Origin of the sequence: Streptomyces caelestis (assembly GCF_001279005.1) — a bacterium.
Lineage (GTDB): Bacteria > Actinomycetota > Actinomycetes > Streptomycetales > Streptomycetaceae > Streptomyces > Streptomyces heliomycini.
Window position 1 is genome coordinate 230,570 of record NZ_LGCN01000001.1, and the last position, 17,553, is coordinate 248,122.

The following is a 17,553-nucleotide window of genomic DNA, read 5'->3' on the forward strand; positions in this document are numbered from 1 at the left end:
AGGAGACCAGCAGTGACGACGAGCGTGACACCGTGGTGGAAGGCACTGAAGATCCGCCAGGAGATCCTCAATGCCTCCGGCCAGATCGATGACGTGCAGATGTCACTGTTCCGGGCCGTCCACGCAACCGGTGCGGATCGGCCGCCGTACGCGGACGCCGGCTACTACGGGGACATCACCCACCCCACCGAACGCCTCATCGACCTACTCACCGAGATCGCGGTCCGTGTCGGCGGCGGCGAGGACTACCTCAAGGCTCGGGCCGTCACCCGTCTCGACCAGGGCATGGGCGGCGGCAAGTCACACGCCTGCATCGGTGCCTTCCACCTGGCCGCCGCCCCTGAGGTCCTCCTGGCCACAGAGCTCGGCGAGAGGGTCGCCGAGCGGGCACGTGCAAAGATGGGGCGACCGCTCGCCCGCGACCTCGGCCAGCCGCATGTCGTCGTTCTTCCCTGCGACAACATGACCGCAGGCGCTGGAGTGAAGGAACTCGACGGGCCGGCTGTCAGCCTTCACGAAAGGTTCTTGTGGCGGCTGTTCTCCAAGGACTACGCCCTCTACGAGCGCTATCAGCCGTTCTGGAGCGACAAGCACAAGATCGCCGAGGCAATCCGGGCCGTAAACCGGCCTGTGCTGATCATCGTCGACGAGATCCTCGACTACATCGGCAACGGCCTCGACGGCAGCAACAAGCCCGACCTCGCAGCCCAGGACATGGCCTTCCTCCGAGCCCTGCTCGACACAGTCAACGACGTACCCCACGTAGCCATGCTCGTGGTGATGATCGCTTCCGACACCGACAAGACCGCCCTGTCGGCTGCCGCCAAGGAACGCCGCGACGACCTCAACAGCCAGCTTGAACGCAACGGCCTCCCGGCCACGGTCACCGAGGTGGGAGACTTCGCCGACATCTTGCGCCGGCGACTGTTCGACACCGAACCCGCCCGCGAAGTCCTCGCCGCGACAGCCGCACTCTACGAACCGGTGCTCACCGACCGGGCCTGGGCCAAGCACGTCTGGGAGCAGATCGGTGCTGACTGGCGACGCAACTGGTCCGACGAGGTCGCTGCCTGCTATCCCTTCCACCCCATGCTGATGGCCTTGGCGAAGGACGAGTGGAGCAGGGTCACCGGGTTCCAGCGGGTCCGCTCCACGATCCGCATCTTCGCCGCCACGGTGTATGCCCTCCAGCAGCGCGGCAAGGCCGGTGAGTGGGCGCCAGCGCTCATTGGCCCAGGCGACCTCCCGCTCTCGGACAGCACTGTTCGCGAAGCACTCCTGGGCAGCGGCCTTGTCGAGGACGACCGCACGATCGCGAACTACCGCAGCCTCGCGGAGATCGAGATCGTCAACCACGACGGATCCACGGGAACCGCACGCCGACAGGATCTCAAGCGGTCTGAAGCCCCCTGGATCGAAGCCAATCCGCACGCGGCCGAGCGCGCGGCCACCTTCATCTTCCTGGCGAGCATCGTCGGAACCCTGCGCCCTGGACGCGGACGCGGCGCCAGCGCACCCGAGGTCAAAGCCGTCACCAGCGTGCCGGACATGCGCTACACGATCACGGATGCCGACAGCGTGGTCGACGAACTCGTCGACCAGGGCCGGGGCATAAGCGCCCTCGACATCGTCCGCGGACAGGGCAACAACAAGCCGGCCCGGTACTTCCTGTCCACCCGGCTCACCCACCGAATGCTCGTCACCAATATCCGGCGCACCATCACCGAAGACGAGCGTGACCAAGTCATCTCTGAGTTCGCCCAGAAACTGGCCAGCAACGGCCCGTTCCGCGAGCTCAAGTTCCTGCCCGCCGACCTTCAGCGCACCGCGACCGAGGTCATGGCCACGAGCGGCCTGGACACCGCCTACACGACCCGCCTCATCGTGCTCGACCCTGCGCAGTTCAGCCTGCGCAACGGCATGGAAAAGTCGACCCTTGAGGCGCTCACCGTCGCGATGGGACTCGGACAGGGCGCACAGCGACTCCCCGTCCAGTGGGCCAGCAGCGCGGTCTACGCGGTAGCGAACACTCAGCGCCGCAGCCTCGTACGCAGCCTGGCCGTCGAGTACCTGGCCCGGCAGAGGGCCCTGGCTGCACCCGAAGTACAGAACGACAGCGAACTCAAGACGACCGGAACCAAGGAGCTCGCCGCCGCGAAGGACCAGATGGAGAAGGCCCTCAAGCGGGCCTACCAGCACATCGTCTTCCTCGCCCAGCCCGACCCGGACGGAGAACGCTACCTCGACGAGCTCACGCACGACGACGACAACTTCACCGCCCTCAACGGCACCGCCGTCTGGAAGGCACTCGCCGCCCGGGACAAGGTCTTCGACGTAGGGGAGTTCACCCCCAGGGCCCTGCAGCACAACCTCCGCGACCAGGACTACGGCAAAACCCTCTCGGACATCCGGGCCGCGTTCTACAGCGCCCCGCGGCTGCCCTTGCTCTACGGCGGCGACCGTGACCTCCAGCAAGCGATCTACGACGCCGTCAACGAGAACCTCGTCAGCATCGTCGACGGCATGGGCACGGAAGTTGCTGTCACCGCACCCGGGCAGGTCAACCTCGCGAGCACGAGCCTGCGGCTGGCGAAACCGCAACCTCGGGCATGCCCGGCGTGCAGCGAACCAGCCCACGAGGGCCCGTGCGTGACCAACAGTGCCCCGGAAGCCCCGGATGAGGCGACCCCGAGCGGCGCAGCCAGCCCCGGTGCGTCGAACGGTCCGACTAACGACGACAGCCGAACAACAAGCGGCGGCCGTTCAGACGCCGACACCCCTCCACCCGCCAAGGACAAGCAGGCGGCGTTCTCGTTCACCAGTAACCTGCTGGCCAGCGCCGACAGCGCCGACGGGTTTGCCGCACTGTTCCGGGCGTTCTACATGGCCCTGGACGAACGACAGATCAGCTATCTGCAGGGAACGATCCAGGTCGTCCTCAACGCCTATGCCGCCGAGCAGATTCAGCAGCGCCTTCAGGAACTGGGCATCGCGGCCACCTTCAAGGAGATCTAGGCACGCGACCCGGGCCGCGCCACCCAGTAACAAGGGCTGGCCATTCCAACTGCCGTCGGCAGTCGAACGAGGTCGACTGCCGACGGCACTGGTCCTGGAAACTGCCGAGGTCCCTCCGGAGGAGGGGCATCACCTGCTATGCGGGCAGATCCGTGCCGGACTCCGTCCACCGGGTTCGAGACGGCCGTGGTGTCGGTCAAAAACCTCGAGTAACAGTCAAGAGTTTGTGGATGGGGCTTTCCGGCGCGGTGATCTCGGCGGCCGCGAGCCGGGCATCTTCGCGTACCTTCGAGGCGGTATTGGCGGACAACGGCGCGGCGGTAGCCGCCAGTGTGACAACATCAACGCATGGGCATCTTCGACGCCATCGCGCGTGGCCTCGGTAGCCTCCGCCCGCTGTCCGACGCGGAACTCGCAGACGAGCGCGAGGCGCTGCGAGAGCGTTACGTATCCGCTGGGGATGTCAACGAGGCGGACAAACTCTACGACGAGCTGCACCGCTACGACGCAGAGATGACTCGCCGTGCAAACGAGGCCTATGCCCGCGAGAACCCGAACCCACCAGAGCCCAGGCATCGCGAGCACGGGTGGTACCTGCCGAACGACGACTAGGCGGGCGTCTTCAGGCGGCGAGTAGGCGCTTCTGCACACTGATCGCCCTGGCCGAGGGCCTGCGGGAGTCGACCGAGTCGTGGGCCGACCTGCTGCGCGACTGCCGCCGACGCGGCATGCGCGACCCTCAACGGCCGGGAGACTTGGAGCTGCTGAGGCTGTTGTCGACACCCACCAGCAGTTGGCCGTCGACCACCTGGCCGTCGTCGCCCCCTGCGGGCTCGAGGTCCACCAGCCCGAACCGGTGGACTGCCGAGGGGATTATCTGCATCTGTCAAGTGCTCCTGCTGGTCACAGGCCCATATCCTGTTCAGGCACATCAGGCACGTTCCTCGCCGCCGGACGCGGGAGGGTCGGCACAATAGGGGCTACGGCCGAGGCACTCGAGCAGAGCGAGGGCGAGGTAAACGACTTCCTCAGCGACGGCAGATGGCGATCCCTGGAAACGGCCGCGCTGTCGGTGCGGCCCCCTACAGTTCCGTCATGTCCAACTATCAACGGTTGCAGCCGAATCGAAAGTTCATGCTGGTCGAGTTCCCCGCCGGCACTCACCTCGACCGTTCCCGTGCCTCCTCCGGCGGTATGCGGGGTACCGCCCGCGATGACCGGGACAACTCGCTCGTTGCCCAGGCCGAACTCTTCGACGCCGACGACCGGTACGACGAGGGCTACAAGGACGGCCTAAGGAACATCCTCGTCAACTGCGCCACCGACATTGCGGTGGAGGTCGCTCGAACCGTGACGGTCGCCGCCGTGGAGGTTGCCACCCCATACCTCAAGGAGGGGGCGCGTCGTTTCAAGGAGAAGGTGCGACGAAGGCCCAAGGACACTCTGGCCGCCGAGGTGGTGCAGGAGGCTGCCCCCGAGCGGCCGGCTGCGTCTGGTCTCCGGCCGGTGACCGCTGCCGCAAGCGGCCGCGACCAAGTGGACCTCGTCCTGCGTGCCGACCACGGTGACGCCAGCGTGCAGGCCGCTCTGGAGCGGATCAACATGCGGGCGGCCGAGACAAACGGCATCGCCGCGCACTACTCCGCTGACCTGCCCGTGGCAGACGTTGTCGGCGAGGCCGTGCGCCAGGCCCTGGCAGCAGCCGCGCCCGGCTACATCGCCGCCGCCCTCGAACGCCTCGCCTTCGACGACGAGCTTGGCCTGACCCCCGCGCAGCAGATGCGCCTGCGGGATCGCGCCGCGGAGCTCGACCCGGGCGTGGTCGAAGACCTCACCGGCGCCAACGCCCCGCTCGCGTAGGCCGGATGCTCCGGGGTCGAGAGTGGCCGCTGCGTCGGCCCCCGCAGCGCCCCACGGCACGGGGGAAAAGCGGTGCCGGGGCCGACTGCGGGCACTCTCATGCGGGGTCGGCCGACGGGGATGACGTAGGCGCGGGCGAAGTGGGTGCCGATGTGGGCTTCGTGGAGGTGTCCGGCGATGGCGCGGTCGCCTTCGACCAACTTCAGGATGAGCAACGTCCAATGGCGGCGCATCCGTTCGAGCTTCACAAGCGGGGCCGGGCAGCCGGTCGCAGAGTTTCAGCCGACGGCTCGGAGTCGTTCGAGGAGTTCGCCGACGCCGGGTGTGTGCGCGTACCGAGACAGCTCCGGTTCGAGGTCGCGCACCATGGTCACGCACCGGGGTGCGGCGATCCGGCTGGCCAGGTCCAGGGAATGGGTAGCGGTCGCTGCGGCGATCTCCGGTTCGCCGTCCCGGAGGTAGGTCTCGGCCTGGTAGGTGAGGAAGACGGATCGAGTCTTGGAGCGGGTGGCGGGCAGCAGGGCAATGCCCTCGTCCATCAGCTGGTGTGCTTGGCGCCGCTGGCCGAGATCCGCGAGGCAGCGCCCGCCGTCCGCTGCGAGATCGGCGTGTGACATCCATGAACACCAGGCGGGTGCGGGGTCGTACGACGAGGTGTCCAGGGCCTTCTCCGCGGCGGTGAGGGCGCGGCGGCACCGGCCGCCCTCGTCGAGGGCGGCGAGGGCGCGGGCCTGTCGCAGGTGCAGGAGAGATCGCGCGGCGGGGTGCCGAGTGCGGGGGATCGCGTATTCGAGGATGTCGGCCGCGGTACGCGCGTTCCGAAGCCACAGCAACTGGTACGCGAGGTCGGACAAGATGCCCGCACCGAGGTCGCGCTGGTCGGCGGCGTGGGCGTTGTGGAGGGCTGCGTGCCAGAAACGGCCGGCGGAGGCGTGGCGGCGTTCGTCGAAGTGCTGCCAGGCGATGGCCTGGGAGAGGGCGGCGGCCAGCGTATGCAGCCTTTGTTCGACGGGGCGGGTGTAGCGGCCCTCGCTGATGAGGTCGGTGACGGCGGTCAGGTGCGCGTCGAGCAGACGGTGGGTGTGCTGCCGGCGTTCGGTGGCGAGGCGGATCAGTTCGGCGCCGCTGTTCTCCAGCCAGGCGACCATCTCGGCGTCGACTTCACCGCGCGCGGTGAGGCGCGGGAACCGGCCGGGCTCGGTGATGGCCCACTGGTGGGCGAGGGCTGCCAGGGAGCCGCTGGTGTAGGCGAGGAAGGAGCGGCGGTCCAGGGAGGTCATCAGGGCCTCTCGGAGGGAGGGGACGGCGTTGTGCGGGCCCAGCGGCAGCGGGCTGTCCTGGCTCGGGAGCCAGTGGGGCCAGCCGAGATGGGCGACGGCCGCGTAGTCGATGCCGAAGACCTCGGCGATGAGGGGCTGGGATTCGTCTTCGTCGGGGGTGGCCCGGCCGGTCTCCCACTTGTAGATCCGTGACCCTCTGGTGCCTGAGCGCAGGCCACGGCGCTCGGCGGCCCGCCGGATGCGGCGGGCCAGTTCCTCCTGCGACCATCCGCGCTCGTTCCTGGCGTACGCGAGGGGGTGGCGGATTTCGTCGTCCACCCGCTCATTGCACCACCCGCTCCGCCCCCAGGGGGAGCGGTTCGTGCAGACCGGGGATAGGGCGGGGATAGGGCGCGCGTCTGGGCACGGAGTTCGGCGGGGGCTGTACTTCGTGGTGTTCCGCTCGGCGCCTGTGCGACCGGGCGGGACCACGGTGACGAACCCGTTTCCTACGGCCTTTGTCCCGCCCGCCGGGCTGCACCTGGCCGCCCGTCGGGCGAGGGCCGAACGGAGCCTTCGCCACCCTGCGGGACGTCCGCCGTCGCCAACGCCGAGGAAGGGGACTGCCATGTCGTACGACCACTGAGTCCGAGGCATTCGGGGCGGGTCCGCTGGGGCGGGCCCGCCCTCCCCGCTCTGGAAGGACCCGCGATGCCCTCTGTGACCGACCGCTACGACCCCTTGGACCCGGAGGTCCTGCGCGACCCGTATCCGGTGCTGGCCGAACTGCGGCAGCGCGAGCCCGTGTTCTGGCACGTTGGCATGGACTCGTGGGCGCTGACCCGGTACGCGGACAGCGTGCGCGTGCTGCGCGACCACGCCACGTTCGCCCGTGACCCGCGGCGCACCGGGGGCACGGTGCCCGAGCCGTCCTTGAGCGTGCAGACGCTCGACCCGCCGCAGCAGAGCCAGGTCCGCTCCCTGTTCATGACCGCGCTGCGCGCCCAGGACCTCACCGCGATCGAGGAGCGCGCCCGCCGCCTGGTGCTGGAGCGGCTCGACGTGCTGGCCGGCGGGGGTCCGTTCGACGTGGTGGCCGAGCTTGCCGTGCCGCTGTCCGTGGCCGTCGTGGCCGATCTGCTGGGTGTTGAGCCCCCGCCGTACGGGGAGTTCGCCGCCGTGTCGGACGCGATCATGCGGAGCATGGATGGCGGCCTCAACCCGGCGCTCGTGGAGCCGGGGCGGATTGCTCGTCAGCAGCTGAGCGACCTGGTCGACTCCTGGTTCGCGGCCTCGGCCCGGCCCGGCCTGCTGGCCCGGGTCCGCCAGGCGGCGGCCCCCGGCGGCGACGCGGCTGCCCGGCTGTACGTGAAGAACACCGCGCGGGTGATGTTCCAGGGCGGCTACAGCACGATGGCGGCCGCCGTCGGCAACGCCGTGCACACCCTTCTCATCCACCCGGGAGTCCTCGACCGGCTGCGGGACCGGGCGCTGCTGGCCACGGGTGTGGACGAGCTGGTGCGCTTCGACGGGCCGGTGCAGGGCACCACGCGCACGGCGGTACGGGCGTGCCGGATCGGCGGGGTCGAGATCGCCGCCGGGCAGAAGGTCGTCACCTTGTTCGCGGCGGCCAACCGTGACCCGGCCGCCTTCGCGCGGGCGGACGAGCTGGTGCTGGACCGCACCCCGAACCCGCATCTCGGGTACGGGTGGGGGCCGCATTCCTGCATCGGTACGACCGTCGCCCAGGCCGGACTGCGCGCCCTGGTCGCCGCCCTGAGCGACCACCGAGCCCACCTGGCCGCTGCCGACGACGGCGTACGGCGCCGCACGGCGACCATGCGCGCCTTCGACACGCTGCCCGCCGCCCTGCTTCATCGCTGATCCCCTCCCCCTCGCCCGGTGCCGCGAGGCGCCGCCCGCCCACCTCTTGAAGGAGTCCGTCGTGCGCATCCTCATCGGCAACCACATCGATCCCTCGATCCGCGCGCGCGGCGACATGCGCGCCTGGACGCAGCGCCTGTTCTGGTTCGCCCGCCCCGGTGACCTGCTCATCCTGTGCTGCGAGCCGGATGCGGTGTTCGTCGACTACGCCCTGGCCCACACCGGCGTGAAGCGCGAGGAGCTGACCGTGCTGACCGCCCCGGCAGGAGCGTGGGGCAACCGGCTGCTCGATCCCGCCTCGCTGACCGTGCCCGCGTTCGTGGAGCAGGTGCGGGCCGCGCTCGGCCCGGATGGGGGCGGCGCGGTGAGCGAGGTGTTCGCGCTGTGGCCGTCGGCCGCCGTGGCACGGCTCGCCAACGCCCTGGGCGTGAGCGACCGCTTCCCCGGGGCGGCCTTCTTCGAGCAGGGCGGCGGGGAGATCGGCAACAACAAAGCGAACTTCCGGGCCCTGGCGGCGGCGTCCGGGGTGCCGATCCTGCCGGGCCGCATCTGCCGCAGCCGCGCCGAAGCCATCGAGGCGACCGGCGCGCTGCTGGAGACCTCTGCGAGCGGGGCCGTCGTGGTCAAGCAGGCCCACAACGGTGCCGGAGTCGGCAACCAGCTGCTCGTGCGCGATCAGGAGATGGCGGTGGACCACGTCGGTGCCCGGCACCTGCACCACCTGGCCCCGGGCCCGGACGGCATCACCGCGTACTGGGCGAAGCGGTGGCCGTGGGCGAGCAGGGAAGACCGGTGGCCGGTCGTCATCGAGGAGTTCGCGCCCGGCGCCGATGCGGTGTACTCCGAGCATTACACGTCCGATGAGGGCACCCGGGCCACCGAGACGGGCCGCCTGCACTACGTCGGTCGCCGCCTGAGCCACCAGGTGGTACCCCTCAACGGCGTCACCGAGCCCGTGCGTACGGCACTCCTGGACGGCGGCACCCGCCTCGCCGAGGCGTACCGGTCGATGGGCTACCGTGGGCACCTGAGCGCGGACGCCCTGGTCCTGCCCGGCGGGCGGGTGGTGTTCACCGAGGTCAACGCCCAGGTCAGCGGATCGCTGCACATCTACCAGTCGATCGCCCACGGCATCGTCGAGGTCGCCGCCGCCCCGGCCCGGCAGGTGGTCGAGTACCACGTCCCGCCCACCTGGGCCGTGTCCTCCTTCACCGCGTTCCTGGCCGCGCTCGACGAGCTGGGCCTGACGTACGACCCGGCCACCCGCATGGGGGTGATCGTGTCGATGCCTGCCATCCCCCTGGCCCCCGGGGAGCCGGTGCAGTTCGTGTTCTGCATCGCCTACGACCCCGCCGAGGGCCACGCGGGCGCCTTCGGCCGGCTCGACGCGCGGTTCGCGACCGTGCCCGCCGGCACCTACGACGCCAGCCAGCACATCGGCACCGGCGCCGTGTCCTTCTCCTCCTGACCCGGGAGCCTCACCATGACCACCTCGCTCACCGCGGCCGCCGAGGCCGCCCAGCTCTCCCCCGTCTTCGACGCCGACAAGCTCGCCGCCGAACTCGCCGCCGTCACCGCCCACACGTGGAACCCGCAGCGCATCCACACCTACGGCGGGCAGGTCGGCCAAGCCGCCTCGATCGACTGGCGCGTCCTGCCCCTGCGCAGCCTCGGCGGCGACCCGGAGCGCACCGACCCGGGCGGCCCCGGCCCTCAGCCCTTCGCGGCGACCCGCTGGCTCGACCAGCTGCCCTACCTCGCTCAGATCCTTCACTCGCTCCCGGCCCCGCTGAACGCAGTGCGGCTGATGGCGCTGGGGCCCGGCGCCGTCTCCAACCCGCACAGCGACCCCAAGTACCGCCTGGACCGGGGCATCGTCCGCCTGCACATCCCCGTCATCACCGACCCGGGCGCCGTGCTCGTCCTGGGCGGCGTCGAACACTGCTGGCAGCCGGGCACCCTCTGGTACGGGGACTTCTCCCGCGAGCACCTGGTACGCAACACCAGCACCGCGGTGACCCGGGTGCACGTCGTCATCGACGCCCTGCTCACCGCGGACCTCGCGGACTGGTTCCCGGACTCCTGGCAGCAACTGCTGACCCGTGGCGAGGTCCTGTTCAACCGCACCGGCCCGGGCCCGGACCCTGCCTGGCCCGCCGGACTGCCCTACGAGGCGCTGCTGCCGTCCGGGTTCGCGGACTTCGACGCGGCCGCCCCGCTGGACGGCTCCCTCATCCCCGCCCGCATCGCCCGCGACGCCGACGGCGTCCTCACCCTGACGATCGCCGGGCCCACCTTCGCCCTCGTTCCGGCTGGCGACGCCGGAGAGTTCCGGTTCTCCGGCTGGAGCGAGCAGCGCACCCTCCAGCCGGACAACGACGGCGCCGGTCTGACCCTGCGCGTCCGCCGGGGCCGCGCGCTCGCCGACCGGCACATGACCGCAGCCCCCCGCACCCCCTGACCCGCCCCGTCCGCCGGAGAGGAACGCCCATGCCCCGCCTGAACAGTCACGACGACTTCACCCCGCTCAAGGAGGTCATCGTCGGGTCCGCCGCCAACTACGTGGGACACGACCGCGACGTCAGCTTCGAGCTGTTCCACCACGAGAACCTGAGCGGCTTCCGGTCGGACTGGGCCTATCCGCGCCTGACGAAGGCGGCGGCTGGCCACCGGGAGAGCTGGACCATCAAGGCGCGGTACGCCGAGGAGCTGCACGAGGACGTGGAGGCGCTGGCGGCCACGCTCGCCGAGCTCGGAATCGCCGTGCACCGGCCGCTGCCCCTGCCTGCCAACGCGGCCCCGATCGCGGGCCTGGGCTGGGAGGCCGCCCCCACGCCCGCGCTGAACATCCGCGACAACACGCTGATCCTCGGGGCCGAGATCATCGAGACGCCGCCCGCGATCCGCTCCCGCTACCTGGAGACCCGCCTGCTCGCCCCGGTCTTCACCAGCTACTGGGAGGACGGCGCGCGGTGGACGACGATGCCCCGCCCCACCCTCACCGACAACAGCTTCGACCTGTCGTACGCGCGCGACACCGCGACCACCCTGGGCGGGCCGACCGAGGCGATCGAGGACCCGCAGCCGAGCCCGTACGACGTCGGCGTGGAGATGATGCTGGACGGCGCGCAGGTGCTGCGGCTGGGCCGCGACCTGGTCGTCAACGTCGCGCAGGAGAACCACACCCGGGGCGCGGAGTGGCTGGAGCGGCACCTCGGCCACCAGTACCGCGTCCACCGGGTGTGGCGGATGGCGGACAACCACATCGACTCGATGGTCCTCGCCCTGAAGCCGGGGGTGTTCCTGGCCCGGCACGACGGCATCCGGGACCTGATGCCCGAACGCTTGCGCTCGTGGCGCTACATCGTGCCGCCGGAGCCGGACGCGGGCGCGTTCCCGGTCTACGACGACTACGAGGACCTCGTCCTCACCAGCCCCTACATCGACCTCAACGTCCTCTCGGTCGACGAGAGCACGGTGCTCGTCAACGAGGAGTGCACCGGCCTGGCCAAGCTGCTGGAGGCCGAGGGCTTCGGCGTGGTGCCCGTACGCCACCGGCACCGGCGCCTGTTCGGGGGCGGGTTCCACTGCTTCACCCTGGACACGCACCGCACCGGCGGCTTCGAGGACTACCTGTCGTGACCCTCCCGGGCGTGCTGCTGCTGGACGCGGCCGGCCCCGAAGCGGGCGCCCTCGCCATGGCGGCCGCCGCCCGGGGGCACCAGGTCCACGCCGCGACCACCGCCACGGCGTACGAGGGCTACGGGCCTGAGCTGAAGGACCTGCTGGCCGGGCACATCGTCACCGACTTCGCCCGGCCCGACCGGGCCCTGGCCGAGCTTGCCGCGCATGCCCGTCGCCGCGGTGTCGGCGCGGTGCTGACCGTCAACGAGTACCTGACCGAACTCGCCGCGCATCTCTGCGCCGAGCTGGGGGTGCCCGGTAACGACCCGGGCCGGGCACGGGCGGCCCGGGACAAGGCGGCCATGGCCGAGGCGTTCGCCGCGGCAGGGGTGCGCGCCCCGTACACGGTCCTTGTCCGGGACAAGGAGGGGCTGCGGGCCGCGCTGGCGGACCCGCGGGTCGGCTTCCCGTGCGTCATAAAGCCGGCTGCCGGGGCGGGCTCCGCCGGCGTCAGGGTGGTGAGCGGCCCGGCTGGTGCGGCCGAGGCCGTCGACGCCGCCCGCGCGGTGGCCGGCATGTACGCAAGCGGAGGCGACCCGCGTGTCCTGGTCCAGGCGTACGCCGCCGGGACGGAGTACAGCGTCGAGTCCTTCACCCAGGGCGGCACCACGACGCACCTCGCCGTCACCCACAAGCAGGTGACGGGCGGCGCGAACAGAGTCGAGACGGGGCACAGCCTCCCCGTCCACCTGCCCCCGGCCGTCGAGGCAGCCGTGTACAGGGAGACGGAGGCGGCCATCCGGGCGGCCGGTATCCGGCACGGCGCCTCGCACACCGAAGTCATGGTCGGCAGGGACGGGCGGTGCGTGGTCATCGAGATCGGTGCCCGCCTCGCCGCCGGGCAGATCGGGCTCCTGATCCAGCACGCCCTGGGCGTAGACGTGTGGGCGGCGCTGCTCGACGTCGCCCTCGGACGCCCGGCCGCACTCACCCCCACCGCCCGCGGTTACGCGACCGTGCGGTTCGTGACCAGCCCGCGCGCGGGACGGCTGACGTCGTTCTCTGGGCTCCCGGGGACGGGTCCGGGCGTACCGTTCGTCCGCCGGCGGGTGGCGATCGGCGGCCTTGTCCACGAGCCGGACGCCAACGGCCACCGGCTGGGGTCGTTCGTGGTCACCGGCCCGGACGCCGCCGAGGTCGAGGAGCGGGCCGACGCGCTCCTGCGGCAATTCCGCATCCACGTCGAACCGATGGACGGGCCCGGTCAGGTCAGTCCGGCGAGCACCTCGGCCATCGCGCCGTAGCTCTCGCGGACCGCGTCCGCCTTGGCCAGCCGGTGGCGCTCCAGGCGGATCGCGCCCAGGTGCCGGGCCTCGTACACCCGCGCCCGCCACACTGCGGCGGTCGAGCGGTCCAGCACTCCATAGGGCTCCCAGAACGCTTCGCGCTCGTCCGCCTTGGCCGTCGCCATGCGGATGGTCCAGTCAGCGGCGGGGTCACCGAACCATGTGCGGTCGAAGTCCAGGACGCCGGTGATCACCGGCTCGGGGGCTGCCGGGTCCATCAGGGCGTTGACGGTCCACAGGTCCCCGGTCAGCAGCCTCGGTTCGGTGACCTCGTCGAACACGGCGCTCTCGTGCGCGGCCACCGCCGCGACCTTCCGCACGTCGGCCGCGTCCAGGCCGACGCCGTCCAGGTCGGCAGCGATCTCCTCCAACGAAGCGATCACCGCTTCGCTCCAGGTGGCGTACCCCGGGCCGCTGACAGGCCCGAAGTGCGGGCCGCGCACGTCGTGCACGGAGCGGGCGATATCGCCCATCCGCCGGAAGAACGCCGGCCACGTGGTACGCGGATACGTTCCCAGGTGCTCCGGGGCCGCGATGCCGTCCAGGTGGGTCTGGATCATCCAGTCCCGGCCGATCACCTCGTGCGACCAGTCGGCGGCGAGCACCCGCGGCATCAGCGGCGCGATCACCGCCAGCCACGGCAGGCTCGCGAACTCGTTGCGCATCAGGTGGCGCTCACTCCGGAACTGACGGCTCTCCGGCGGCGCGACCCGCAGGATCACCGGCCGGACCTGGCCGGCCAGGGTGACGCGGTAGACGTTGTTGTACATCCCCGTGCCCAGCTCGACAGCGGACACAGGCGCGGCGTCGCCGCCGAAGGCCCGTCGGCAGACCTGTTCGATCTCCTCCGCCGTCAGTGACTGCTGGAACGCCTGCGAGGCACGCTCAACCGGATGGAAGTCCATGCCGCTCAGGATGCCCGCCCGGAGGCTGTTCGTCACATACACCGCGTACGACGCTACGGCCGAACCACATTCGTCCTTGGTGACGCGGCCCGGATCACCACCTGTCAAGACTTCTGACAGCAACACCGGTTTCCTGGTCCGTTCCGACTGGGATCCCAGGGTGCTCCGCGAGGCGCACCAGGTTCTCCCCACCCTGCGCGGTCGGCGGGCCGTGCTGCTGACCCTGCGGCGTCTTCACGCCCCGCCCGAAGTGGTGTCGGCCGATAGGATGGCGGCGCCCGGCCGCCGTCTCGGCGCCCGGCCCGCGTCCAGCATGGAGACCCCGCAGTGAATCAGCACCACGTCCGTGCGGCGGTGTTCTCGGCTGGTTCCTGGGGCACCGCCGTGGGCAAGATCATGGCCGACGCCGGCACCAGCGTGATCATGCACGCCCGCCGCGCCGAGATCGGCGACGCGATCAACACCACGCACCGCAACCCAGGCTACTTCCCGGACGTCGAGCTGCCCCACACGGTGAGCGCGACGACCGATCCAGCCGCCGCGCTCGCGGGCGCGGACTTCCTTGTGCTGTCCATCCCCGCGCAGTCCCTGCGCACCAGCCTGGCGGCCTGGGCCCCGCACATCGGCCCCGACACCGTGATCGTGTCGCTGATGAAGGGTATCGAGATCGGCAGCGGGCTGCGGGCGAGCCAGATCATCACCGAGGTGACCGGCATCCCCGCATACCGGGTCGCGGTGCTGTCCGGCCCGAACCTCGCGGGCGAGATCATGGGCGGCCAGCCCGCCGCCGCCACCATCGCCTGCCCCGACGAGGACGCCGCCCACCGCGTCCAGCGCGCGTGCCACACCCCCTACTTCCGGCCCTACACCTCCACCGACGTCACCGGCTGCGAGCTCGGCGGCGCGGTCAAGAACGTCATCGCCCTCGCGGTCGGCATCGCCTCCGGCATGGGCCTGGGACACAACGCGCAGGCCATGCTCATCACCCGGGGACTGGCGGAGACCACCCGGCTGGCCACCGCGATGGGCGCCCACCCGGCCACCCTCGCCGGGCTCGCCGGCCTGGGCGACCTGGTGGCGACCTGCTCCTCCCCGCTGTCGCGCAACCGCACCTTCGGCACCCACCTCGGCCACGGCTTGACGATGGCCGAGGCCACGGCCGCGACCCGGCAGACCACCGAGGGCGTCAAGAGCGCCGAGGCGATCCTCGCCCTGGCCGGCGCCCACGACGTTGAGATGCCGATCACCGAGATCGTCTCCGACCTGCTGCACGAGAAGGTCACGCTCGACCAGGCCGCGTCCGCGCTGATGCAGCGGCCCCCCAAGCCCGAGCGCTGACCCCCTGCGGCACCCCGGCCCCTGGGGCCTGCCGCTCCGGCTTCGTCCGCCGCCACGCTGGAAACCTCACCGACCGGGACGTTCGTCTCTGGCGCGCGGTCGCGGCCAGCGTCATCGCGGCGGAGATCGCGCTGCCGCCCGCGCTGCTCATCGAGCAGACGATGCCGGACGCCGTCGTCGCCGGGCGGGCGCCTCCGCCAGCTCGACCACCTCGTAGCGGCGCCGGTCGAAGCCGCCTTGCGACGTATGGACCCACGTCGGCACACCGCGGCTCCAACGCTGAGCCCAGCCCTCGGCGCTGCCGGCAGCCATGGCCTCCCACCGAGCCGGAGCGGGCCCGAGCGGTGCGCTCACCGCTCCTGCCCGGCTTCGGCCCGCGCGGCGAGACGGATCTGGGAGAGGCGTTGTTTCATCTCCCCGATCCCGCCGGCTCCGGCGAGCGGCGCCTGAAGGTCCGGCCAGGAGTGCCGGGCGAGGGCCACGTACTTGCTGCCGGCCAGCACTGTCACCTCCGCCGACTCGATGCCGCGTTCCCAGACCTGCGCCTGCACGAAGTCCGCGCTGACGCTGCCGGGGTCGCCCACGGTGATGTCGTACGGGTCGATCTGCGTGGACAGGTCGAGGAGCCCGTGGGCGGCGGAGAGGATGTACTGGCGGCCGCCGTCCTGGAGTAGGGCTTTGGCCGTCTCCCGGCAGGAGCCGTGGAAGGTGCCGACGTACATCACGCCGGCGGTCACGCGGCGGTCCTGCTTGGCCTTTCCGCAGCCGACGACGACGATCCGGAACCTGCCCGCGCCCTCGGCGCGGGCCCGCTCCCAGCCGTCCTCGGTCAGAGCACCGCCCCAGATGTCCAGCGCGTCCCGCGTTGCCTCCTGTCCACGAAGGACGTCGCGGCTCTGATCCAGGCCGACGTAGCCGATGTCGGCGAGGGACGCCAGGGTCCGCAGGTTGACGGACTTGGGCAGCAGCCCGATCGGGTCCCTGGCCCCGGCGAGGAGGGCGCGGCGCTGGGCGGGGGTGATGCGGGGTGTGAAGGCTCCGGCCGTACGCGGCCGGTCCGGGGCGCCGGGCGACGTGGCCGTGGCACTGTTGCGGGGGTGGTCGGTGGTCATCGTGTTCCTCGTGATGGGGTCGGCGCCGGCGGGGTGTCAGCCCAGCGGGCGGGCAGGGTGGTGTCGCCGTCTTCCTCGCGGCGCTGGTCTTCCAGGTCGGCGGCGCGGACGCGGCTGCGGTGCCACTGCTCGGCGGTGTGACCGCTCGGCCGGCGGCACCTTTGTCGGGGCGTGGCTTTGCATGTGGGGCAGGTCAGGGATGCCGGGCAGGTGTCGCCGATGTCCTCGCCGTCGCAGAAGCCGCAGAGCGGGGCCGTGGCCGGCAGTACGCGCCCGGCCACGTCGACGAGGAGACCGGCCGCGCGCCAGCCGCGTTCCTCGGCTCTCGTCGACGGTGGCCCGAAGCTCTGGCGGTTCACGCTCCGCCTGTCTCGGCTGCCGGGTCCGCGCGGACGAAGGACTCGCCCTCGGGCCAGATCGCGATGATCTTGTGGTGGGACAGGAACTCCTTGGCGACCGAGCCCGGCTCGGCGGTGAACAGCAGTGCGCGGCGGGCCGGGGAGAAGAACCGCGCGCAGTCGCTGATCACTCCATACGCGGCGATGAGCGCGGGGTAGTGCGATCGGTGACAGGCCATCACCACCTCTCCGGCAGTCGCGTCGAAGAGGTCGGTGGACGCCAGGACGGGATCCGTGACGACGCGGTGCCGCAGGACACGGTGTCCCTTGGCCGTCAGGTGGAAGAGGTAGGCGGTCAGGACCGCGTTCTCGGAGCGGTCGGCCTCCTCGTCGTTGTCTCGGCCGGGCTGGGGGCGGGCCGGATCGGAAGGGGCCAGGTAGGCGACGTGCGGACTGTCGGTGGTCATGGTGTGGGCGCCTCCGGAGTCGGGTGAGGCGGCGGCGCGGCGACGGCGCGGCGCAGCATCCTGAAAAGAGAGGGGCAGTTGGACGGCAGGACGGTGGTGGGGCGCATCCGCCGCGGTGCTGGGGCCGAGGGGATCCCGGCACGGGCCGCGGGTGAGAAGACCTGAACTGGCCGACGCCATCGCGGTGGGGACCTGGCCGCGATGGACGAGCGTTATCCCGGCGCACACCTGCTGGTGGGGGGCGGGATCAGCCGCGACGGTACGTGCTGATGAGGATCTTTGGAATCGGCCAGGGTCGCTCTTCCCTTCACATCGTTGGATCTTGAAGTGAGTGGGGAGGCTGGGGAGCGAAGAGCATGTGTGAGGACCCGGCGGCCGAAGGCCGCCGGGTCCTGGTGATCGGTG

At 71.1% G+C, this 17,553-nt stretch carries 15 protein-coding genes; 10 read left to right on the forward strand and 5 right to left on the reverse strand.

What is annotated here, in order from left to right:
• Positions 1-12 precede the first annotated feature (12 nt).
• Positions 13-3,015 (forward strand): DUF499 domain-containing protein, encoded by a 3,003-nt coding sequence (locus ADK41_RS01085; protein WP_030819391.1) that lies wholly within the window; start codon positions 13-15, stop codon positions 3,013-3,015.
• Between the two features lie 348 nt (positions 3,016-3,363).
• Positions 3,364-3,627 carry a hypothetical protein gene (locus ADK41_RS01090; protein WP_030819389.1) on the forward strand — a complete coding sequence of 88 codons (264 nt, stop codon included), beginning with the start codon at positions 3,364-3,366 and terminating at the stop codon, positions 3,625-3,627.
• 127 nt (positions 3,628-3,754) lie between these two features.
• Here ADK41_RS01090 and ADK41_RS41955 read toward each other — a convergent pair whose 3' ends face one another.
• The gene (locus ADK41_RS41955) at positions 3,755-3,898 is read right to left on the reverse strand and encodes a hypothetical protein (RefSeq protein ID WP_167353436.1); all 144 of its coding nucleotides are present in this window, start codon (positions 3,896-3,898) and stop codon (positions 3,755-3,757) included.
• 212 nt (positions 3,899-4,110) lie between these two features.
• On the opposite strand from ADK41_RS41955, the gene ADK41_RS40505 reads away from it, so the two are divergent.
• A complete protein-coding gene (locus tag ADK41_RS40505; protein WP_158717624.1) occupies positions 4,111-4,875 on the forward strand; it encodes a hypothetical protein in 765 nt (254 codons plus the stop codon).
• 278 nt (positions 4,876-5,153) lie between these two features.
• Here the strand turns inward: ADK41_RS40505 and ADK41_RS01100 are convergent, their stop codons facing one another.
• Positions 5,154-6,473, reverse strand: a complete 1,320-nt coding sequence (locus ADK41_RS01100) for a helix-turn-helix transcriptional regulator (protein WP_030819385.1) — start codon at positions 6,471-6,473, stop codon at positions 5,154-5,156.
• A gap of 372 nt (positions 6,474-6,845) precedes the next feature.
• Here ADK41_RS01100 and ADK41_RS40515 point away from each other — a divergent pair, with 372 nt between their 5' ends.
• The 5 genes from ADK41_RS40515 (at position 6,846) to ADK41_RS01125 (ending at position 12,946) form a co-directional block, all read left to right on the forward strand.
• Complete coding sequence (locus tag ADK41_RS40515) at positions 6,846-8,018, forward strand: cytochrome P450 (RefSeq protein WP_030819383.1); 1,173 nt, start codon at positions 6,846-6,848, stop codon at positions 8,016-8,018.
• A 61-nt stretch (positions 8,019-8,079) separates the two neighbouring features.
• Positions 8,080-9,486 (forward strand): hypothetical protein, encoded by a 1,407-nt coding sequence (locus ADK41_RS01110; RefSeq protein WP_030819381.1) that lies wholly within the window; start codon positions 8,080-8,082, stop codon positions 9,484-9,486.
• Between the two features lie 15 nt (positions 9,487-9,501).
• Positions 9,502-10,479 carry an aspartyl/asparaginyl beta-hydroxylase domain-containing protein gene (locus tag ADK41_RS01115; protein WP_030819379.1) on the forward strand — a complete coding sequence of 326 codons (978 nt, stop codon included), beginning with the start codon at positions 9,502-9,504 and terminating at the stop codon, positions 10,477-10,479.
• A 29-nt stretch (positions 10,480-10,508) separates the two neighbouring features.
• On the forward strand, positions 10,509-11,660 hold the full coding sequence (locus ADK41_RS01120; protein WP_030819377.1) for a glycine amidinotransferase: 1,152 nt from the start codon (positions 10,509-10,511) through the stop codon (positions 11,658-11,660).
• The gene (locus ADK41_RS01125) at positions 11,657-12,946 is read left to right on the forward strand and encodes an ATP-grasp domain-containing protein (protein WP_051842851.1); all 1,290 of its coding nucleotides are present in this window, start codon (positions 11,657-11,659) and stop codon (positions 12,944-12,946) included. Before ADK41_RS01120 ends, ADK41_RS01125 begins: the two co-directional genes overlap by 4 nt.
• Here ADK41_RS01125 and ADK41_RS01130 read toward each other — a convergent pair.
• Positions 12,907-13,929 (reverse strand): phosphotransferase family protein, encoded by a 1,023-nt coding sequence (locus ADK41_RS01130; RefSeq protein ID WP_234318535.1) that lies wholly within the window; start codon positions 13,927-13,929, stop codon positions 12,907-12,909. The two genes, ADK41_RS01125 and ADK41_RS01130, sit on opposite strands and share 40 nt — an antisense overlap.
• Before the next feature lie 43 nt (positions 13,930-13,972).
• Here ADK41_RS01130 and ADK41_RS41515 point away from each other — a divergent pair, with 43 nt between their 5' ends.
• Both ADK41_RS41515 and ADK41_RS01135 read left to right on the forward strand, forming a co-directional pair.
• Positions 13,973-14,224 carry a hypothetical protein gene (locus ADK41_RS41515; RefSeq protein WP_158717623.1) on the forward strand — a complete coding sequence of 84 codons (252 nt, stop codon included), beginning with the start codon at positions 13,973-13,975 and terminating at the stop codon, positions 14,222-14,224.
• On the forward strand, positions 14,221-15,231 hold the full coding sequence (locus ADK41_RS01135) for an NAD(P)H-dependent glycerol-3-phosphate dehydrogenase (RefSeq protein WP_030819371.1): 1,011 nt from the start codon (positions 14,221-14,223) through the stop codon (positions 15,229-15,231). The genes ADK41_RS41515 and ADK41_RS01135 overlap by 4 nt, the downstream gene beginning before the upstream one ends.
• A gap of 350 nt (positions 15,232-15,581) precedes the next feature.
• Here ADK41_RS01135 and ADK41_RS01140 read toward each other — a convergent pair whose 3' ends face one another.
• Positions 15,582-16,343, reverse strand: a complete 762-nt coding sequence (locus ADK41_RS01140; protein WP_051842849.1) for a DUF6884 domain-containing protein — start codon at positions 16,341-16,343, stop codon at positions 15,582-15,584.
• A 355-nt stretch (positions 16,344-16,698) separates the two neighbouring features.
• Positions 16,699-17,148 carry a hypothetical protein gene (locus tag ADK41_RS01145; RefSeq protein ID WP_030819367.1) on the reverse strand — a complete coding sequence of 150 codons (450 nt, stop codon included), beginning with the start codon at positions 17,146-17,148 and terminating at the stop codon, positions 16,699-16,701.
• Positions 17,149-17,553: the final 405 nt, after the last annotated feature.